General features: G+C 34.5%; 22 protein-coding genes and 2 tRNA genes. 9 read left to right on the top strand and 15 right to left on the bottom strand.

Annotated features, from left to right (window positions below; genetic code table 11):
* Positions 1-21: 21 nt before the first annotated feature.
* A tRNA-Val gene (locus ACZZ9T_RS04050) sits at positions 22-96 on the top strand.
* 34 nt (positions 97-130) lie between these two features.
* Positions 131-205 (top strand) — tRNA-Val (locus ACZZ9T_RS04045).
* A 41-nt stretch (positions 206-246) separates the two neighbouring features.
* Here ACZZ9T_RS04045 and ACZZ9T_RS04040 read toward each other — a convergent pair.
* The 5 genes from ACZZ9T_RS04040 to ACZZ9T_RS04020 all read right to left on the bottom strand — a co-directional run bounded on the left by ACZZ9T_RS04040 (position 247) and on the right by ACZZ9T_RS04020 (position 4,117).
* Positions 247-1,146 carry a glycosyltransferase family 2 protein gene (locus tag ACZZ9T_RS04040; protein WP_463441022.1) on the bottom strand — a complete coding sequence of 300 codons (900 nt, stop codon included), beginning with the start codon at positions 1,144-1,146 and terminating at the stop codon, positions 247-249.
* Between the two features lie 5 nt (positions 1,147-1,151).
* Positions 1,152-2,114, bottom strand: a complete 963-nt coding sequence (locus ACZZ9T_RS04035; protein WP_463442978.1) for a glycosyltransferase family 9 protein — start codon at positions 2,112-2,114, stop codon at positions 1,152-1,154.
* Between the two features lie 5 nt (positions 2,115-2,119).
* Complete coding sequence (locus ACZZ9T_RS04030; protein WP_463430103.1) at positions 2,120-2,539, bottom strand: SufE family protein; 420 nt, start codon at positions 2,537-2,539, stop codon at positions 2,120-2,122.
* Between the two features lie 214 nt (positions 2,540-2,753).
* Positions 2,754-3,896, bottom strand: a complete 1,143-nt coding sequence (locus tag ACZZ9T_RS04025) for a glycosyltransferase family 4 protein (protein ID WP_463441021.1) — start codon at positions 3,894-3,896, stop codon at positions 2,754-2,756.
* Entirely contained in the window at positions 3,893-4,117 is a 225-nt protein-coding gene (locus ACZZ9T_RS04020; protein WP_463430101.1) for a uroporphyrinogen decarboxylase, read from the bottom strand. Before ACZZ9T_RS04020 ends, ACZZ9T_RS04025 begins: the two co-directional genes overlap by 4 nt.
* A gap of 150 nt (positions 4,118-4,267) precedes the next feature.
* On the opposite strand from ACZZ9T_RS04020, the gene ACZZ9T_RS04015 reads away from it, so the two are divergent.
* On the top strand, positions 4,268-6,796 hold the full coding sequence (locus tag ACZZ9T_RS04015; RefSeq protein ID WP_463433740.1) for an ATP-dependent Clp protease ATP-binding subunit: 2,529 nt from the start codon (positions 4,268-4,270) through the stop codon (positions 6,794-6,796).
* Positions 6,797-7,129: 333 nt separating this feature from the next.
* Here ACZZ9T_RS04015 and ACZZ9T_RS04010 read toward each other — a convergent pair whose 3' ends face one another.
* Together ACZZ9T_RS04010 and ACZZ9T_RS04005 are read right to left on the bottom strand one after the other, a co-directional pair.
* On the bottom strand, positions 7,130-7,537 hold the full coding sequence (locus ACZZ9T_RS04010) for a hypothetical protein (protein WP_463441020.1): 408 nt from the start codon (positions 7,535-7,537) through the stop codon (positions 7,130-7,132).
* Positions 7,538-7,597: 60 nt separating this feature from the next.
* Complete coding sequence (locus ACZZ9T_RS04005; RefSeq protein WP_463441019.1) at positions 7,598-8,125, bottom strand: hypothetical protein; 528 nt, start codon at positions 8,123-8,125, stop codon at positions 7,598-7,600.
* Between the two features lie 105 nt (positions 8,126-8,230).
* Between ACZZ9T_RS04005 and mnmA the strand changes: the two genes are divergently transcribed.
* Positions 8,231-9,418 (top strand): tRNA 2-thiouridine(34) synthase MnmA, encoded by a 1,188-nt coding sequence (gene mnmA / locus ACZZ9T_RS04000; protein WP_463441018.1) that lies wholly within the window; start codon positions 8,231-8,233, stop codon positions 9,416-9,418.
* Positions 9,419-9,494: 76 nt separating this feature from the next.
* Here mnmA and ACZZ9T_RS03995 read toward each other — a convergent pair whose 3' ends face one another.
* A complete protein-coding gene (locus ACZZ9T_RS03995) occupies positions 9,495-9,905 on the bottom strand; it encodes a winged helix-turn-helix transcriptional regulator (RefSeq protein ID WP_463441017.1) in 411 nt (136 codons plus the stop codon).
* 119 nt (positions 9,906-10,024) lie between these two features.
* On the opposite strand from ACZZ9T_RS03995, the gene ACZZ9T_RS03990 reads away from it, so the two are divergent.
* From ACZZ9T_RS03990 to ACZZ9T_RS03975, 4 genes are all read left to right on the top strand, one after another.
* On the top strand, positions 10,025-10,780 hold the full coding sequence (locus ACZZ9T_RS03990) for an SDR family NAD(P)-dependent oxidoreductase (protein WP_463441016.1): 756 nt from the start codon (positions 10,025-10,027) through the stop codon (positions 10,778-10,780).
* Between the two features lie 17 nt (positions 10,781-10,797).
* Positions 10,798-11,463, top strand: a complete 666-nt coding sequence (locus ACZZ9T_RS03985; RefSeq protein WP_463441015.1) for an SDR family NAD(P)-dependent oxidoreductase — start codon at positions 10,798-10,800, stop codon at positions 11,461-11,463.
* A complete protein-coding gene (locus tag ACZZ9T_RS03980) occupies positions 11,453-11,569 on the top strand; it encodes an SDR family oxidoreductase (RefSeq protein ID WP_463441014.1) in 117 nt (38 codons plus the stop codon). The genes ACZZ9T_RS03985 and ACZZ9T_RS03980 overlap by 11 nt, the downstream gene beginning before the upstream one ends.
* 137 nt (positions 11,570-11,706) lie before the next feature.
* The gene (locus tag ACZZ9T_RS03975; RefSeq protein WP_463441013.1) at positions 11,707-11,913 is read left to right on the top strand and encodes a hypothetical protein; all 207 of its coding nucleotides are present in this window, start codon (positions 11,707-11,709) and stop codon (positions 11,911-11,913) included.
* Between the two features lie 436 nt (positions 11,914-12,349).
* On the opposite strand, the gene ACZZ9T_RS03970 is transcribed toward ACZZ9T_RS03975, so the two are convergent.
* Positions 12,350-13,096, bottom strand: coding sequence for a glycine-rich domain-containing protein (locus ACZZ9T_RS03970; RefSeq protein WP_463441012.1), 747 nt, complete (start codon positions 13,094-13,096; stop codon positions 12,350-12,352).
* A gap of 110 nt (positions 13,097-13,206) precedes the next feature.
* Here ACZZ9T_RS03970 and ACZZ9T_RS03965 point away from each other — a divergent pair, with 110 nt between their 5' ends.
* Positions 13,207-14,103, top strand: coding sequence for a hypothetical protein (locus ACZZ9T_RS03965; protein ID WP_463441011.1), 897 nt, complete (start codon positions 13,207-13,209; stop codon positions 14,101-14,103).
* Between the two features lie 85 nt (positions 14,104-14,188).
* Here ACZZ9T_RS03965 and ACZZ9T_RS03960 read toward each other — a convergent pair whose 3' ends face one another.
* The 6 genes from ACZZ9T_RS03960 to ACZZ9T_RS03935 all read right to left on the bottom strand — a co-directional run bounded on the left by ACZZ9T_RS03960 (position 14,189) and on the right by ACZZ9T_RS03935 (position 18,136).
* Positions 14,189-14,932, bottom strand: a complete 744-nt coding sequence (locus ACZZ9T_RS03960; protein WP_463441010.1) for a LytR/AlgR family response regulator transcription factor — start codon at positions 14,930-14,932, stop codon at positions 14,189-14,191.
* Between the two features lie 160 nt (positions 14,933-15,092).
* Positions 15,093-15,257 carry a 2TM domain-containing protein gene (locus tag ACZZ9T_RS03955; protein ID WP_463441009.1) on the bottom strand — a complete coding sequence of 55 codons (165 nt, stop codon included), beginning with the start codon at positions 15,255-15,257 and terminating at the stop codon, positions 15,093-15,095.
* 24 nt (positions 15,258-15,281) lie between these two features.
* Complete coding sequence (locus tag ACZZ9T_RS03950) at positions 15,282-15,578, bottom strand: 2TM domain-containing protein (RefSeq protein WP_463441008.1); 297 nt, start codon at positions 15,576-15,578, stop codon at positions 15,282-15,284.
* A 164-nt stretch (positions 15,579-15,742) separates the two neighbouring features.
* The gene (locus ACZZ9T_RS03945) at positions 15,743-16,042 is read right to left on the bottom strand and encodes a 2TM domain-containing protein (RefSeq protein ID WP_463441007.1); all 300 of its coding nucleotides are present in this window, start codon (positions 16,040-16,042) and stop codon (positions 15,743-15,745) included.
* On the bottom strand, positions 16,029-17,354 hold the full coding sequence (locus ACZZ9T_RS03940) for a 2TM domain-containing protein (protein WP_463441006.1): 1,326 nt from the start codon (positions 17,352-17,354) through the stop codon (positions 16,029-16,031). Before ACZZ9T_RS03940 ends, ACZZ9T_RS03945 begins: the two co-directional genes overlap by 14 nt.
* Before the next feature lie 131 nt (positions 17,355-17,485).
* Positions 17,486-18,136 (bottom strand): hypothetical protein, encoded by a 651-nt coding sequence (locus tag ACZZ9T_RS03935; RefSeq protein ID WP_463441005.1) that lies wholly within the window; start codon positions 18,134-18,136, stop codon positions 17,486-17,488.
* Positions 18,137-18,154: the final 18 nt, after the last annotated feature.

Below are 18,154 nucleotides of genomic sequence, written 5' to 3'. Positions count from 1 at the left end.
CTCAAAACGAGAAATCGTCTAGGGCTCTTAGCTCAGTTGGTTCAGAGCATCTGGTTTACACCCAGAGGGTCGGGGGTTCGAATCCCTCAGGGCCCACAAAAAGGATACTGAAGCCTTTACAAAAATTTCAGGGCTCTTAGCTCAGTTGGTTCAGAGCATCTGGTTTACACCCAGAGGGTCGGGGGTTCGAATCCCTCAGGGCCCACAAAAACTCTCAGATTTTTCTGAGAGTTTTTTATTTTATTTTTATTTCATTCGTTTTACCAGCAATCCTAATTTGTAGAAATCAAGATACTTTAAATTCGAGGGGTTAGAAAGAAGTTTGTTCTGTATTATTTTTTCAGAAAAAGAAAAGAAAAATAGAAATATATATTTTAAGTTTTTGTTTCTTAAAAAATTGTAAGCCTTTACCAGTTTAATCTCAGAAAGTTTTGGTTGTATAGAATCAACTTTAAGCATTTTCGCAAGACTTTCGACAGATTCCACAACTTTTTTTAAATAAATATCATTGGTTTCCAGATCATTATTGAAAATCGGATTCTGAAGATGCTGAATTTTAATGTGCTGTGACTTTAACTCCATTGCAAAAACCAAATCTTCATAGCCATAGTTTTGAAGTTCAGTATTGAACTGCACTTTACTGAAAATTTCTTTTTTGATAATAAAATTATTTGTCTGAAAAGAAAGATAAGGCTTTTGATTGCGCATGACAACAGGCAAATTTTCCCGCTCTACGGCAAATTTCCATCTCAGGAGATGATTTTGATCCGGAATGCTTCCTATTACAGTTCTTCCACCGTATAAAACGTCAGTTATAGGGTTTTGTATTAAAAAGTCTGTATAAATTTTAATAAAGTCTGGGTCGATAATTTTTCCGTCACAATCCAGAAAAAGCAGATAATCACCTTCCGTGTGTTGTAAAAAAAGATTTCGAATTTTGGATCTGCCAATGTTTTTTTCCAGGAACATAAAATGATTTACTTCGCCTAAAAGTTCTTTGTTGATTGTTTTAAATTCTTCGTTTGAAGCATCATCAATTAAGATAATTTCTGCACCAATTCCATTTCTTTCTATCTCTCTTTTCAGGTCAAAAACAAGTTCCCGAACGTCAAAATTATAAACCGGAATGCACACAGAAAGTTTCATTGTCATTAAATTTTATTAATGATTTTTTGCACGCTTATTTCTTCTAAGCAAGCCCAGTCTCCACGATAGCACTCTTTGTCGCCAAAAACAGAGCAAGGTCTGCATGTGAGATCATTAATCTGCACAACATCGTTTGAACTTTGTCCAAATCCTAAAAATCCGGCATATGGATGAGTTGATCCCCAAATGGAAACACAACGGGTTCCTACGATACTCGCTAAATGCATATTGGCTGAGTCCATAGAAATCATGACTTCGAGTTTAGAAATTCTGTCTAATTCTTCAGAGAGATTAAGTTTTCCTGCGAGACTTTGGGTATTGGGAATTTGTTTTTCCCAGTTTTCAAGTGTTTCAACTTCTTTTTTACCGCCGCCAAAAAAGTAAATGGTATACTTTTCTGCTAAAATTTTTACAAGTTCAAAAGATTTTTCTAAGGGCAGCATCTTTCCTTTATGCTGAGCAAACGGCGCAAAACCAATTCCTGATTTTTGGTCAGATTTTGGTTTTAAACGATGAGAAAGTTCAACCTTAAAACCCATATCCCGAAAAACATCGGCATATCTTTCTACAGTAAGCTTAAGTTGGGTTTTATTGAGATTCCAGACGTCAGTCAGCGCTTCTTTTTCTTCTTTGCCTTTGTCAATTTTAAATACCTTTAAACCTTTTCGGATATAAATTTTATCTAAAATTTTTGTGCGTATTACATCATGCAGATCTGTAATATAATCCGGATGAAATTCTTGCAAAAGTTCTTTAGATAATCTCCGAATTCCTAAAAAACCTTTGTAATCATCAAGATCAATACCTTTGAATATAACATTCGGAATGTCAGCGTATAAAGCTTCAAAATTCTTTCTGGAAACCATGACGATTTCCACTTGCGGATTTTGCTCAAGAAACTCACGAAAAACCGGCACCGTCATAGCGACATCACCAAAAGCGGAAAAACGATATGCTAAAATTCTGATCACTACTAAGATTTCAGCTGGTATGCGACTGCGTAGAATTTGATCTGCTTGGTCATTGCCATCAGTCCGTTAGCTCTGGAAGGTGATAAAAATTCCTGCAAGCCAATTTTAGAAATAAAATCAAAATCAGAATCAAGGATTTCCTGAGTAGAATGACCGCTGTAAATGCTCACCAGCAAAGAAACAATTCCTTTTGGAAGAATTCCGTCAGAATCTGCGTTGAAAAAAAGTTTTCCATCTTTGTATTCAGCATCAATCCACACTTTACTTTGACAACCTTTGATCAGATTATCATCAGATTTTTTGTCGTCCGGAAGTCCTTTCAGTTCTTTACCCAAATCAATGATGTACTCATATTTCTGTTCCCAGTCTTCAAGAAATGCAAATTCGTCGATAAGTTCCTGCTGATTTTCTTTTATGGTCATTTCTACTTTCTTTATGCAAAGATAACCAATTTTAAAAAGATAATTTATGACAGATTTAAGATGGAAAAAATATTCTTTGTTATTTAAATATTTTTTAACGCAGGGTTAGACAAGATTTTTTTGAAAGGTTTGATAATATTTTAAGACAAACAGAGCCGCTTCGCTTATTTTCGAAATACAAGTTATAGTCCTTTTTACTATTGGAAGAAGAGTTTTACGTATCCGTTTTAAATTTAGCACTATTAAACGATTTAAAATCATACGATGCTTTCTCAAAAACTTCCAGCAATTTTATTTCTTCATTTTCCCAGCAAAGAATTTCGGAAGCTTTTTCCAATTCAGATTGATAATTATGTCTTCCTTTTTTTAAAACTAAACAGATTGCTGCTGCAATATTTTCCGGCTGATGATTCTTAATAATTTCACCAATATTAAATTGATTTTTAATATTCAGCATTTCCGGAAGTGGAGACAGTATTAAAGGAACTCTTGCCTGAATACAATCTAAAACTTTATTAGGAAGCGAAAATTCATAACTTTCACCACCGTTTTCTTCAATACTCATTCCCAGATCAGTTGTTAATGTGATTTTTCTTAAATCATCCGGTAATAATTTACCCAAAAACTGAACTTTACTTTGAAGATTTTCTTTTAAAACTAAATCTTCATATTCTCTTTTCTTTGGACCATCACCGGCAATTTTAAAAATAACATTATCAAGATGATGCATTGCCAAAATGGCTTTATCAATACCACGAAAAGGATTGATTGCACCTTGATATAAAATTATTTTCGGATTGTTGTTTGGTATTTCTACTGAAAAATCAATTTTTCTGGGAGCATTTTGTACGACAACAGGCTCAATTCCATATTTATTCTGAAACCACTTTGCATAACTTCCGCTTGCCGTAATCATGAATTTCAAATTAGGAATGATCTTATTTTGCAGATAACGCCATAATTTTTGAGACATTTTGCCCTGAATCGCCGGCATTTCTGAAAAAATCTCATGACTGTCAAATATCAAAGGAATATTGAATTGCTTCGCTAAAAGATAATTGGGCAGCAATGCATCCAAGTCATTGGCGTGTAAAATCGTGTTTTGATCAGCTTTTTTCTTGAGTTCCTGGTATAATTTCCAATTGAATTCAAAATAAGCAGTTTTTAAAGTTTTAGAAATAATATTAATTCTGGAAAAAGGATACGGACGGGTCATTTTTTCCTCTCCACCCCAATTGTTGCCAATTAATTCAACTTCATATCCGTTTTCAAGCAATGTTCTGCAGACTTTTTCAATTCTTTGGTCAGTATAGAGATTACTGAATGCAGAAGTTAAAATTTTTTTTCGAGCCCTCATTTTTTCTTTGCAGTCAGTAAATGATAAATCTGCACAAAACAGATAATTGCATTTGGAATGATCACCGGCCAAAGCATTCCGCTGAAAATTCCGTAGATGACAAAACAGATACACCCTATCAGATTGATGATTCTGATTTTTTTTAAATCTTTAAGTATAAAACTTAAAATAATGAAAAGTGAGGCGGCATAGCCGATATAAGTAGCAATCTCGGAGCTCATGAGAATAATTTGAGAATAACAAACTTAGTCATTTTCAGCAAGATAAAAAACTTTTATCTGCCATAAAGTCATTAATTGTTTTTTGGTAAAATATTTGTAATTTAGATAATGAATAAAAGTAATGTTGCTTTTATTCTAACGAGATATATTATGGATTATAAGTTTTCACAAGGTTTGAGCCAAGTGTTCAAACAAAGCAAAAATGAAGCTAAGCGGCTGAAAAGTGAATTTCTTAATACAGAACATCTACTTTTAGGTATTATAAAAACAGAAAACTCTGCAAAAGAAATCCTTCAAGGGCTTAATGCCGATTTAACACAAATCAGAAGAAAAATTGAAACTTTAAATACAGCAAGTCTAAATCCTATTTCTGAGGAGGTTACCAATATTTCTTTCACCAAAATGGCAGATCATTCCATTAAACGTGCAGAACTAGAATGCAGACAATATAAAAGCAACGAGATCAATACCGTTCACTTGCTTTTGGGCATTTTATATAAATATGAGGATCCTACTTCAAGTATTTTAGGGGCTTACGACATTGATTATGAAGGAGTTTCAAGAGAATATCAGACGATGCTGAAAAATTCTGGTCAGACCCCTCAAAACTCGGCTTACGATGATGATGATGACAGAGAAGAATTTGAGCAGATGAGAAAGCCTACAGGAAATTTAGGTTCTGCGAAAAGTAAAACGCCTACATTGGATAACTTTGGTAGAGATTTGACTTCTTTGGCGAGAGACGGAAAATTAGATCCTGTAATCGGTCGTGAGAAAGAAATCGAAAGAGTTTCTCAGATTTTATCAAGAAGAAAGAAGAACAATCCGTTGTTGATTGGTGAACCGGGTGTTGGTAAATCTGCCATTGCTGAAGGTCTGGCTTTAAGAATTCAGCAAAAGAAAGTTTCGAGAGTTCTTTTCGGTAAAAGAGTCATCACGCTGGATTTGGCGAGTTTAGTTGCCGGAACAAAATACCGTGGACAGTTTGAAGAAAGAATGAAAGCGATCATGACGGAACTTGAAAAGAACCGTGACGTGATTTTATTCATCGACGAGCTGCATACAATTGTTGGCGCAGGAAGTTCTACTGGAAGTTTAGATGCTTCCAATATGTTTAAACCTGCTTTGGCAAGAGGAGAAATTCAATGTATTGGTGCCACAACGCTTGACGAATATCGTCAGTATATTGAGAAAGACGGTGCTTTAGAAAGAAGATTCCAGAAAGTAATGGTAGAGCCTACCAATATTGAGGAAACCATTCAGATTTTGAACCAGATCAAAGATAAGTACGAAGAGCATCACAACGTTGTGTATACAGAGGAAGCAATTCTTGCCTGTGTCAATTTGACATCAAGATACATTACAGACCGGTTTTTACCAGACAAAGCGATTGATGCAATGGATGAAGCAGGATCTCGTGTTTATATCAAAAACATGAAAGTACCTACCGAAATCATTGATTTTGAAAAGAAAATTGAAGACATCAAAGAACTGAAACAGAAAGCCGTAAAAGCCCAGGATTATCTGGAAGCAAGAAAGCTGAAAGATGAAGAGGAGCGTTTGCAGATGGAGTTGAATTCTGCCCAGGATAAATGGGATAAAGACGTGAAGGAGAAAAAAGAAACCGTATCTGAAGAGAGTGTGGCTGAAGTAGTTTCTATGATGAGCGGTGTGCCGGTAACTAAAGTTGGTAAAAACGAGCTTGATAAACTTGCCGGAATGGATAGTAACCTGAACGGAAAAGTGATTGGTCAGGAAGATGCTGTGAAAAAGGTGGTAAAAGCCATCCAAAGAAACAGAGCCGGATTGAAAGATCCGAACAGACCGATTGGAACATTCATTTTCTTAGGAACAACAGGTGTTGGTAAAACCGAGCTTGCAAAAGTAATGGCAAGGGAACTCTTCGATTCTGATGAAGCATTGATCAGAATTGACATGAGTGAATACATGGAGAAATTCGCTGTTTCTAGGCTAGTTGGTGCGCCTCCGGGATACGTTGGATACGAAGAAGGTGGGCAACTGACAGAAGCAGTAAGAAGAAAACCTTATGCAGTCGTTCTTTTGGATGAGATTGAAAAAGCGCATCCTGATGTGTTCAATATCTTGTTGCAAATTTTAGATGAAGGTCACGTTACAGACAGTCTAGGTAGAAAAATTGATTTTAGAAATACAATTATCATCCTTACTTCAAATATAGGAACCAGAGATATTAAAGATTTTGGAGATGGTGTAGGATTTGGTACTAATGCGAAGAAATCAAACTCAGATTCAAGAACAAGAAGTACGATTGAAAATGCTCTTAAGAAAGCATTTGCTCCTGAATTCCTGAACAGAATTGACGATATTGTGATTTTCAACTCGCTTGAAAGAAATGATATTTCTAAAATCATTGATATTGAATTGGGTAAATTGTATTCAAGACTTGAAAAATTAGGTTATAAAGTAGATTTAACTACTGAAGCTAAAGATTTCATCTCTGAAAAAGGCTGGGATAAAGATTTCGGTGCAAGACCGTTGAAGAGAGCAATTCAGAAATATATTGAAGATCTATTGGCTGAAATGCTGGTTAACAAACAATTATCTGAAGGCGAAACGGTAACTTTAGATTTAAATGAAGCTAAAGATGGGTTAGAAGGAAAATCTCAGAAGACGAAAAAGTCTGCTGTTGAGAAATCTTAATAATTAATTTAAAATAAATTATAAAAGCATCGGGAATTTCCCGATGCTTTTTTTATTAATGCCCACAGATAACTTAGATTTCACGGATGACATTGGTAAGAATGCGTAAGACTAGCAAAATCTGCGAGAGCCATTAGTTAGCAGATGCTTTTAGTAATTTTCAAATACAATCTCGTTTTTCTTAAATTACATATAATTTTCGTTTTTGGGATTTGAAAAGGTAGGTTGATAAATGCACAAATGTTTACTTTAGAAATAACTTTCTTAGATAGAACAAATACTTATTGTACTGTATTTACTTATTCAAATCTTTTGGGTCAATACTTGTTCCGATTAAGTTAAACTTTCTTTTAATTCTTCATAAGTTAAAAGTTCTATATTAAAACAACGAATCAGAAAATAATATGCTGAATCAACTAAGTCTTTTCTTGCGTCTACCAATTCAGTTTTATATTTGAACTTTGGCAATATTGGTTTCCCTTCACTAAACTCACATTTTCCACCACAAATAGGACAAAAACCATGTAAACTAGTACCATGTTCTTCTATCCACTCTTTTTGAGAATCATACATTTTGTCAAATCGTTTTTTATGATTGTCAATTGCGTTTAATGCCTCTTTTACTTCACCAATCCAAAAGTGAATGTTCGAATAATGTCCAACAACGTGATGAGTATACCCAGTTGTAAATTTTTTAAGTTGTTCGGAAATAAGATTTGCTCTATCAATTGTATATATCATTGTTTTTTAACTTTTTGCTTATAACACAAAAGGTAAATTTTAGCGATCTTTGGGAACTTTCTAAAGTCCTACGACAAAACCAACAGTCGGGATCAGTCCACCGGAAAACATACTGCTGTTTTCTTTATACAAAACATTGTACATCAAACCGATTTGCATAAAAGAATTATTCCCGATTTGCTGCATATATCCACCACCTAAATAAAGCGCTGTTTCCTGTTGATTATTTTTAAAATCATAAATCTTATCTTCATAGTTTGCGAAAAAATGCTGCAAATTTCCGCTTACAAAGAAAGATCTTGCAAAATAATAATTTACAAATGGTCCCAATCCAAACATCGTAGATTTATAAAAGTCTGAAGTCTGCCAGGAAACGCTTCCGATTAAGCCCGCTTCCAAATCATTGGTAATCCTGTAACCCACTCTGGGTGCAACCTGAAGATTAAAATAAGAATTGTTTCCGAAACCAAGACCAACTCCACCACCGAAAGTCCATTTATTAGACTCCGAAGTTGGTGTTCCTACAGAAACCTGAGAAAATGCAGATACAGAAAGCATCAGCATCAATACAAAAGATAATTTTTTCATACAAAATCGTTTTTATCAATTTCTAAATTATGATTTTTTTCGCAAAAAGGATTATTGTAATTTTGCACTCGTTAAGATAAAGATAAAAACTTTATCATAAATAGTATGAAAGTAGTAGTAGGATTATCGGGAGGTGTAGATTCCAGCGTAACAGCATATTTGCTACAACAGCAAGGTCATGAAGTAGTGGCTCTTTTTATGAGAAACTGGAACGATGCATCGGTGACTTTGGAAGATGAATGCCCTTGGATTGAGGATAGCAATGATGCCTTAATGGTTGCCCAGAAATTGGGAATTCCGTTTCAGGTGATTGATATGAGCGAGCTTTACAAGGAAAGAATTGTAGATTATATGTTTGAAGAATATCAGAAAGGAAGAACTCCCAATCCTGATGTTTTGTGCAACAGAGAAGTGAAATTTGATGTTTTTATGAAGACGGCAATGTCGTTGGGTGCTGATAAAGTGGCAACGGGACATTATGCAAGAGTAGATTCTACTATTGACGAAAATGGAAAAGAGATTTTCCATTTGTTAGCCGGAAAAGACAATAATAAGGATCAGTCGTATTTCCTTTGTCAGTTAAACCAAGATCAATTGTCGAAAGCCTTATTTCCTATTGGTGAGCTGACAAAACCACAGGTAAGAGAAATCGCCAAGGAAATTGGCTTGGTAACTGCTGATAAAAAAGATTCTCAAGGTTTATGTTTTATTGGGAAAGTAAGTTTGCCACAGTTTTTACAGCAGCAGTTGGTTCCGAAAGAAGGTGAGATTGTAGAAATTTTCAAAGATTCACCTTTATTTTCTCAGGAAATACCCAATTTCACCTCTAAAGAAGAAGAATTAGAATTTTTAAGCAGAAAAATAAATTATAAAAAATCTGACGGAAAAGTAATCGGAAAACATCAGGGAGCACAGTTTTTCACAATCGGTCAAAGCAAAGGTTTGGGAATTGGTGGTCACAAAGAAAGCTGTTTTATTGTTTCCAGAGATATGGAAAACAATATTATTTTCGTTGGCGAAAGCCACAGTTTCCCGGGATTGCACAAAAAAGCTTTGAAGATCGACAATTCTGAGTTGCATTGGGTACGGGAAGATCTACGACTACAAAACGGAGAATCAATGGAAATTTTGGGAAGATTCCGTTACAGACAGGAACTTCAGAAAGCTGTAATTTATCAGTTTGAAAATGCTTTTTACATGGAGTTTGAAAATCCTCAATCAGCGATTGCAGAAGGACAATTTGCATCATGGTATATCGATGATGAATTAATCGGAAGCGGAGTGATTTCGTAATATGAAATTGAAAAAGACCTTTTTACAGGTCTTTTTCTTTTATCTTTTTTATAATTAAATTTTAAAATAGCAAAGCTTAAACATTATTGGGAATCAAAGTATTGTCGGCTTCTGTATGATTCAATATTTCTGAATCATTTCCAATAATTTCTTGTCTGTGTTTTATTCCCCAATCTCTTAAATTATTGATGATGGTCTGCAGAGACTTACCATGTGCAGTAAGTTCGTATTGCACCGTAATCGGTTGGGTATCCAAGACTGTTCTTTTAATCAGTTTATTAATTTCCAATTCTTTCAGCTCTTTGCTCAGCATCTTGTTTGAAATCCCGACTACATCGTTCAGAATATCAGAAAACCTTCTTTTATTGTAATAACAAATTGAAGATATAATGGAGATTTTCCATTTCCCGTGCAATGCATCCATAGAATCCTGCACAGCCATTATTTCTTTTTTATGCTGTTCTTCCTTACGTGGTTGACAACTCATAGGTAGTTACTTTTATGTTACAACGTTACTCCGTTGTTACTGTTACTTTTCGTTACAAAGTTACCAAAATAAATTAAAAGGTAATAATTTTGTATCAGAATTTTATAATATATAAAACAATGGACAGATTAAAAAACAAAGTAGCCGTAGTTACAGGCGCTTCAAAAGGAATAGGTGCCTCTATCGCAAAATATTTTGCCGCAGAAGGAGCAAAAGTAATTGTGAACTACGCATCAAGTAAGGAAGATGCCGACAAAGTAATCAACGAGATTACGAAAAATGGAGGAACTGCAATTGCCTTGCAAGGAGATGTTTCAAAACAAGAAGATGTCATCAGACTTTTTGACGAAACGAAAAAAGCTTTTGGCACACTGGATATTTTGGTAAATAACGCCGGGATTTATAATTATGAGCCTATCGAACAGGTATCAGCAGAAACATTTCACCAACAATTTAATATCAATGTTTTAGGATCTATTTTCGCGATTCAGTCAGCTTTGAAAATGTTTGGCGAGAATGGTGGAAACATCATCAATATCAGTTCAGGAGCTAGCAGATCACCTTTGCCAACAGGTTCGGTATATTCTGCTACGAAGACTGCATTAGATGCATTTACGGTTGCGCTTTCAAAAGAATTTGCGGGCAGAAATATCCGCATCAATTCTATTTTACCAGGTATTGTAGAAACAGAAGGTTCTCACAGTGCCGGATTTATCGGTAGCGAAGCCGAAGCTCAATTTGTATCCAACACGCCACTTGGACGTACCGGACAGCCAGAAGATATCGCAAAGGTCGCCGTATTTATTGCTTCTGAAGATGCAGGGTGGATCACGGGCGAACAAATTGCCGTTTCTGGTGGAGTTTATGGCTTTTAATTATTAAAATTTAAAAAATGAACAGACTAAAGAATAAAGTAGCCGTCATTACAGGTGGAAACAGCGGTATCGGATTTGGAATCGCTGAAGCTTTTAAAAATGAAGGCACTGTAGGTGCAATTATCGGAAGAAATAAGAATACTCTAAATAGTTCGGTAGAAGCTTTAGGCAAAGAATTTATAGGCATTGCAGGGGATGTGACCAATCTTGAAGATTTAGAAAATACTTTTAAGCAGACGTTCGAAAAATTTGGCAAAATTGATGTATTGGTTGTGAATGCAGGAGGCGTTGTTGATGGCGTTGCGATGGGAACTATTGACGAAGTGACGGAAGAAAGCTATGATAAATACATGGAATTAAATTTAAAAAGCTCCTATTTTACTGTACAAAAAGCACTTCCCTACCTCAACGATGGAGCTTCAGTGATCCTGATCGGCTCAAGTGCAGCGCATCGTGCTGCACCTGGAATGGCAATTTATGCGGCGGCAAAAGCAGCGGTCATTTCATTGGCAAAAGGTCTCTCACTAGATTTATTACCCCGAAAAATTAGAGTAAATGCACTTTCACCCGGTTCTATTGACACACCGGTTTTCGGTAAAATGGTGCCGGAAGAACATTTGGAAAAAGTGAAACAAATTCTGGAGAGACATCACACCGATCGGAAGACAAGGTTTGCCTTCTGAAATCGGAAATGCTGCGGTATTTTTAGCCTCAGATGAGTCATCATTTATCGTCGGAACAGAAATTCTGGCTGACGGAGGTCTTACGAATATCAGTTTGATGAAATAGTTTTTCGATACCAAAAATGTAAGCATTCATTTATTATAAGAAAGTCTGGAAATAAATTTTTCCGGACTTTTATTTTTTGTGTAACATATTTGGAATTGTGATACATACCCAGTAAATAACAATTAAAAAATATCATTATGAAAACTTCTTTAAAAAACCAGTACGCTTATACCAACAACATTTTAATTTCGATTGTTTCTGCACTGTTCGGATATAACCTTTATCAGGCGATTGTTCATCCTGAAAAATCTCATCTAATTTTGAGCTTTATTCTTTTGGCAATTACTTATTTCGTATGTAAAAAATATGGATACACAACCAGCAATGAAAAAGAAGAAAAGTAAAAATGTATTGATAAATAGATAAGCCCGAAGCGTTCTGTTTCGGGTTTATTTTTAAAACAATATTTACTCTATTATTTCAATTTAAACTTTAGGTTATTCGGATTAATAAACAATATAACAATGAATTCTAAAATTAAAATCAGTATTAAAAACCCGACAGGTTTTCCTAAGAATATTCCCCGAAATAGTTTTATAATTCCTAAAATGAAAATTGAAATCATAAAATAATACGTTGTTTTAGAAACGTCTTCCTTGAATACTTTTAAAATCAGAATTGAAGCGTAGAATCCGAAAATTAGGATTAAGTAAAATGTTAAAAAATGAGGTCCTCTCAAGGAAATCGGATTGAAACTTTCATGATTTATCATAAGCCATACAAAACTTACCAAAACCGGAATTGTGTGCGTGATTATTTTTTTCATATTATTTAACTAAGTTAATCTCCGCCACCACAGCCACCACAGCCGCCGCCACAACTGCTTCCGCAAGAGCTGCTGTCACCTGATGAATGGTCACTGCCGCAACCTCCAACATAACCACTGTCTCCGCCGTCATGCTGATTTTGATTTTTTGGATCATTCTTTTTGCTAAAAATTTTTGAAAGGAAAAATATTGCCAGAAATAGTAAAGGAATTATTATAAGTAGGTTGGTCAGAAAGTCACTCACCTGATCTGAACAGGAAATTAAAATAAGGATTCCCGAAAGAACAAATGAAACTTTGAAGGCGTTTAACCATAATTTCCTTTTTAGCTTTCCTTTTTTATCTAACCAAATATCATCCGGAGCTTTTACTCTGAAAACTTCATAATAACTGGTCAACGTATCTTCAAACCAGTTTGTGTGTTTTATTTTCTCTTCATAACCTCCATTTGAAGGATGATGATGTAATTTTTGTTGTAAAATATTCGGGCAGAATTCTTCCCAGTAATTTTGAGTGTACATCAGGTGCATATGCCATACTTTATCTACGATATCACTCGGCGAAGCTCCATTGGGCAAAGTGCAACACAGATAAACAAACTTTTTATACTCTTCAATAGCTTTTTGAGTAAAATTTGAACTCCAGTTTTCTTCTTTTGCGAGTTTTTTTGAGAAAGGAAAATCAACATTTGGAGTGTCCAAAGAAAAATTCTGAAGTCTGTTCCAAAGCGGATCATTTTGTAATAAGATTTTTGTTTCCATTGTTTTAACTTTTATTTCTATTCAAATATGGCATTGATTGAAAATATAAAAGTCTTACAACGGTATTTTTAAGTATTAAAAAAAACTTATATTAGTCTTAAAATATAGTAATGAAAAAAGAAGACATTTTGCATCTGGAGAAATTAATGAATTTCCTAAGTCTGCATTTTTTAAAGAAAAACCATTGGGAAGATGTCTCAAAAACCGAATGGTCATACATTGTTGAAGAAATTAACGAACTCATTACCAATGAAAGTGCAGAAAAAAACATCAGGAAAAAACCCGTTTTGTTAGGTTCAAATTATCTATATGAACATCTCATTATCAATAAATTAAAGAAATATTATCAAAACGAAAATTCAATTTCAAGCAAACCAAACCTGGCAAAATTAAGCCTGATTGTCAAAGTATTAGGTTATTCAAATTATATCGATTTCATCAATTCAAATACGGAAGCCTTTAATTTTAATGATCTGAAAATTGATATGTACAATGTGAAACAGAATACGGAATTGCTTGACAAACTGGTCGGTTGCTGGTACTCTTACAACAGAAATCTTCCGGAGAACCCTTTACAAACAAAAGAAGACAGAATTTGGCGTTCTGCAACAGAAATTTATAAATCTGAAACCACCGGTGAATATTTCGTTGAAAGAAGCGGTGGTGACCGTCACAAGTATTTTGGTAAAGTGACGGCGTACTCAGATTATATTTTTATCATTATGAACAGCAATACGTTTATACGGCAACGTCATTTTATTTCAAGAATAAAAGACATCAAAGAAAAGCTGAAAAATCCGGAGTATAAGCTTCACGAATTGCATTTTATAAGTACTTGTATCAGTTTTAATCAGGAACCGATTGCTTTGTTCGAGATCTTTCAAAAAGCAGACAGAAAAAACTATATTCCAGATTCTATCAGTTTTCCGATTGACAGCGATGAGATACCCAAATCAATTATAAAACAGCTTGAAGACACAGAAGCCAACCGAATAGATTACAGATAGTTGATGGTTTCCTCGTTTCGGAATTTGAAATTTATTTTTTGAAGCCAAGAAGTATTCCTTTTTTTCTATTTTTCTTTTCTCTAAGCTAGCTTACTAGCCAATCTTTGAAATCTTTCACGCGGTCACGGCTTATCGTAATTGCTTCCTGCGGCTGAAATTCCATTTCAATTTTGTAGTTTGGGGAAGTATGAATGTTTTTGATATAATCTGAATTGATGATAAATTGCCGGTTTACTCTGAAAAATTTCTTGTCATCCAGAACATCCTCAAGCTCATCCAAAGTGAAATCTGAAGGATAAGATCGTTCCTGTGTCTGGAGATAAACAATTTTATTTTCACTGAAAAAACAGCTTACCTCATGCGTCTGAACAATTTTTAAGTTGTATCCTATTTTTACCAAAACTCTTGATAAAATGCTTTTTTCCTTTTTAATAAGCTGCTTGATTTCCTGCGAGTTGACAGATTGATCAGAAGGCAGAAATGATTTAAATTTTTCAATTGCTCCGGCTAAGTCTTCATCCATGATTGGTTTCAGAAGGTAATCAATACTGTTTAGTTTGAAGGCTTTTAAAGTATATTGGTCAAAAGCAGTTGTATAAATAATGAAAGCTTTTGTAGAAATTTTCTCAAAAATATCAAAAGAAAGCCCGTCACCTAAAACAATATCTGAGAAAATAAGTTGCGGATGGTCATTTTCAGAGAACCACTGCACAGCATCTTCCACAGATTCGAGGTTCGCAACCAATTGTAATTCAGGGAAAAGAGCCAACATTCTTTCCAATTTTCTTGCTGCTGGTTTTTCGTCTTCTATGATGACCGTTCTAATCATTGAGTTTGGTTTTTAGCTGAAAATAAAAGTAAATAAAATCTTTTTAGTTCTGAAAATTAATTGGCTTTTTCTCTTTACCAAGTTCTTTTTCCAAAACCCTGTTTTCCCATTCGGTGTTGAGAACAAATAATTTCACTGCTTTTACCGTCAAAATGATTGCTCAAACCATTAAAATAACTGATCCGCTAAAAAGAGATTGAGACCAATCTCCACTCTTAACCAATCTTCTAATGAATATGATTGTCGCTACAATCGCAAACCATAAGCAGTTTTTATAAAATGATTTCAGGTCTTTTACTCTTTGTTGTGCATTGTTGTAATTCATATGGGTAAGTTTTTAAAATTATCATTAAAATGTTTTTGAATTTTTCTTTTCCTGTTCCATCAATTCTTTTATTTTTTTCTCTTCCCAGTCCTTACCAATTCCGAAAGTTCCGATTGCGTGTATTGCAATCCCCAATCCCCAACCTAACATTGGCCAGTAAAACCACAAACGTTCCGGTGAAGTCAACAGATTCAGAATCAATAAAAACGGAATGACCAAGCAATACGAAGTCAGATTTCCGTAAAATCCTTTCAGATCTTTTACTCTTTTAGCTGCTTTTTCGTACGCTGAATTTTCTTTGTTGAATGATTGATTTTCCATGATAATGATTTTTTTAAAATTGATATTTATTTGTTTTTCTTGAGTCAAATTTAGGTCAGGAAACAGATTCACTTCAACTTTATATGACCGAACGGTAGGTTTTGTGTACTGAACAGCAAAAATCCCGACTCTGGCGAAATGGGGATTTAATTTAAGCTGAATTCTTATTTATTTTTATCCATTAGTTCTTTTATTTTCTTTTCTTCCCAGTCGCTGCCGAATATCATTGCTGGTAAGAAAACACTCAATCCGTGTGCAGCCAGACCAATCCCCCACAAAAGAGGAAGCTTCAACAAATCCCATTCCCAGTACTTTTCTCCCGGATCCAAATCAAGAGCTTTTGCACCAGCAATAAAAATATTGACGAAAAAATACACCATAGCATGTGTATAAAATCCTTTAATTTTTTTCACTTTTCTTTCCGCCTCACGATAACGGATGTGGCGTTTGTTATAATCTTCCATTTTTATCTTGTTTTTCTAAAATTTCTCTTATTTTTCTCTCTTCCCAATTTTTCCCCACTGCAAAAGTTCCCATTCCGTGCGCTGCAATACCAATTCCCCAACCCAACATTGGCCAATAAAACCAGAGGTTTTTGGGAGATGTAATTAAATTTAAAACAATCAGAAAAGGAATAATTATACAATAAGAAATAAGATTTCCGTAAAAACTTTTTATTTCTTTCATCCTTTTCTTTGCTCTGTCGTACGCATGATTATCTTCCTCCATTAAATGGGCAACAACATTGGGTTTATCATTAAGCACAGGAAGCTTTACTTTAAAATAATCTTCAGATTTTTCTATAAAAACATTTCTCTCCGTAAGCAGAGAATACCGCTGTACGATATTTGCCAAGCCAATTCCTGCACTTTCTTTGATCTGCTCACGAATTTGCAGATTGTTTTCAATACACAACACGTCTCCTTCGGTGAAAATTTTTATCAATAAAGGTCTTGATGATGTTGCCAAATTATGTTTGATGCAGTTTTCTAACAGCAATTGCAGTGAAAGAGGAACCACAAATTTCTGCAAATCATCTTTATTGATGTCAAAAATAAAATTGACACTGTTTTCAAACCTTGTTTTGAGTAAATCGCAATACGTTTTTGCAAATTCTATTTCGTCTTCTATGGTAACCAATTCTTTATCTTTCTGTTCAAGAACATAACGGTAAATCTTTGACATAGAAGCAGTAAATTTCTGCGCCTGATGGGGGTTTTCCTCAATTAATGAGCTCAAAACATTTAACGAGTTAAAAAGAAAATGAGGATCGAGCTGATTTTTTAAACTTTCAAACTGTGCATTCGCAGATTTGGCAATGAGTTTCTGCTCTACCACTTCTTTTTTGGAAGTTTTCTTCAGTTCTTCCATAAATCCTTTTGCGTGCAGAAAAGCGGAGATCAACAACGCAATATTGATCGTAAACCAGTTGATAAAATTATATTTACCCGAAAAATATTCCTGTGGAGAAACTGCTTTCTGAAAAACCACAAAATTCATGTAATTACAGAAATACACCAAAATGGTATTGGCAATAAGTATAGAAATAATACTGATGACCGCTCTTTTTGTAGTTGCTTCAGACCAGGGAAATTTTTTGTTTAAAAAATCATTGATTAAGCCATTTCCCGCCCCTAAAAGAAATGAATACATTGCGGAAATGAGTATCGTAATTAAGAAGTTCTCAATCGTTTTATCATTGGTGAGAGCAAAAAAAAAGAAAATCGAAGTTCCCAGCGAGATCCACATTAATATGATAAAATCTTTACGTTTCATTGTTCAGTTTTTCTGATTCAAAAGTAATTCAAATATTTTCAGCAAAAATTATTTATTGCCGAGTGGTGCGTTTTAATTCCTGAGCCGGAAAAGCCTTCCATAATAATTTAGGAAGGCTCAAATATTTCTAATTATTTTCCTTGGTCTGAATTGATAAAATATTCCGCTTCAGACTTACCCCAATTAGGATCTAGCGTAGTTTTTGGCTGAAAAGAATTGTATTTGTCTAATGCGAGTTTAAACAGCTCAATACCTTTTGTTTTACTTCCTCCGTATTGTTCTGGTGTGAAGTAGATATCTTCTGCTTTGATCAGAATGACTCTTGGGTTGTTTGGATTTAATTTTTCAGCAGTATTCAATTCTTCCTGGGCTTTCATCCCGAAAGTCATGTACCTTTCCTGAGGATTGACCATCATTTTTAACGAATAAATCATTTTTTGCAAAAGATGTATTTCAGAATTGTTTTTATCGGCATTTTCTGCGCCATCTACAAATTTCTGCGCCTGATCTGCTATTTCGTCCAAATCCTGTGTTTTGCCTTCCCTCATCAGCAATCTTCCTTTTTGGATGTACGAAAATGCAGTATAATAATTCGGCTGCCACTTCCCTTTTTCTTTGTCGGCAATTCTCTGAAAATCGTTAGCAAGAGTCTGGAATTCTTCAGCGGTTTTACAGTTCTCTATTTTAGAAATTTTTTCAGTCATTATTTTTTCATAACTAGACTGAGCAAATGATACTAAACTCACCATAACTAAAGCAAAGCTTAAAAGATGTTTTTTCATGATTTTAAATTTTTGATG

This window comes from Chryseobacterium sp. AC417 (assembly GCF_979258215.1).
Note: the sequence above shows the minus strand (reverse complement) of the source record. Positions and strands in the feature narration are given on the sequence as shown.

Coding starts and splice junctions, on each gene's coding strand:
- ACZZ9T_RS03985 (WP_463441015.1), top strand. CDS start 10,798: ATGAACAGACTAAAGAATAAAGTAGCCGTCATTACAGGTGGAAACAGC.
- ACZZ9T_RS04025 (WP_463441021.1), bottom strand. CDS start 3,896: ATGAGGGCTCGAAAAAAAATTTTAACTTCTGCATTCAGTAATCTCTAT.
- ACZZ9T_RS03965 (WP_463441011.1), top strand. CDS start 13,207: ATGAAAAAAGAAGACATTTTGCATCTGGAGAAATTAATGAATTTCCTA.
- ACZZ9T_RS03955 (WP_463441009.1), bottom strand. CDS start 15,257: ATGAATTACAACAATGCACAACAAAGAGTAAAAGACCTGAAATCATTT.
- ACZZ9T_RS03940 (WP_463441006.1), bottom strand. CDS start 17,354: ATGAAACGTAAAGATTTTATCATATTAATGTGGATCTCGCTGGGAACT.
- ACZZ9T_RS03970 (WP_463441012.1), bottom strand. CDS start 13,096: ATGGAAACAAAAATCTTATTACAAAATGATCCGCTTTGGAACAGACTT.
- ACZZ9T_RS04030 (WP_463430103.1), bottom strand. CDS start 2,539: ATGACCATAAAAGAAAATCAGCAGGAACTTATCGACGAATTTGCATTT.
- ACZZ9T_RS03950 (WP_463441008.1), bottom strand. CDS start 15,578: ATGGAAAATCAATCATTCAACAAAGAAAATTCAGCGTACGAAAAAGCA.
- ACZZ9T_RS04015 (WP_463433740.1), top strand. CDS start 4,268: ATGGATTATAAGTTTTCACAAGGTTTGAGCCAAGTGTTCAAACAAAGC.
- ACZZ9T_RS04010 (WP_463441020.1), bottom strand. CDS start 7,537: ATGATATATACAATTGATAGAGCAAATCTTATTTCCGAACAACTTAAA.
- ACZZ9T_RS03935 (WP_463441005.1), bottom strand. CDS start 18,136: ATGAAAAAACATCTTTTAAGCTTTGCTTTAGTTATGGTGAGTTTAGTA.
- ACZZ9T_RS04020 (WP_463430101.1), bottom strand. CDS start 4,117: ATGAGCTCCGAGATTGCTACTTATATCGGCTATGCCGCCTCACTTTTC.
- mnmA (WP_463441018.1), top strand. CDS start 8,231: ATGAAAGTAGTAGTAGGATTATCGGGAGGTGTAGATTCCAGCGTAACA.
- ACZZ9T_RS03995 (WP_463441017.1), bottom strand. CDS start 9,905: ATGAGTTGTCAACCACGTAAGGAAGAACAGCATAAAAAAGAAATAATG.
- ACZZ9T_RS03975 (WP_463441013.1), top strand. CDS start 11,707: ATGAAAACTTCTTTAAAAAACCAGTACGCTTATACCAACAACATTTTA.
- ACZZ9T_RS03960 (WP_463441010.1), bottom strand. CDS start 14,932: ATGATTAGAACGGTCATCATAGAAGACGAAAAACCAGCAGCAAGAAAA.
- ACZZ9T_RS04005 (WP_463441019.1), bottom strand. CDS start 8,125: ATGAAAAAATTATCTTTTGTATTGATGCTGATGCTTTCTGTATCTGCA.
- ACZZ9T_RS04040 (WP_463441022.1), bottom strand. CDS start 1,146: ATGAAACTTTCTGTGTGCATTCCGGTTTATAATTTTGACGTTCGGGAA.
- ACZZ9T_RS03990 (WP_463441016.1), top strand. CDS start 10,025: ATGGACAGATTAAAAAACAAAGTAGCCGTAGTTACAGGCGCTTCAAAA.
- ACZZ9T_RS03945 (WP_463441007.1), bottom strand. CDS start 16,042: ATGGAAGATTATAACAAACGCCACATCCGTTATCGTGAGGCGGAAAGA.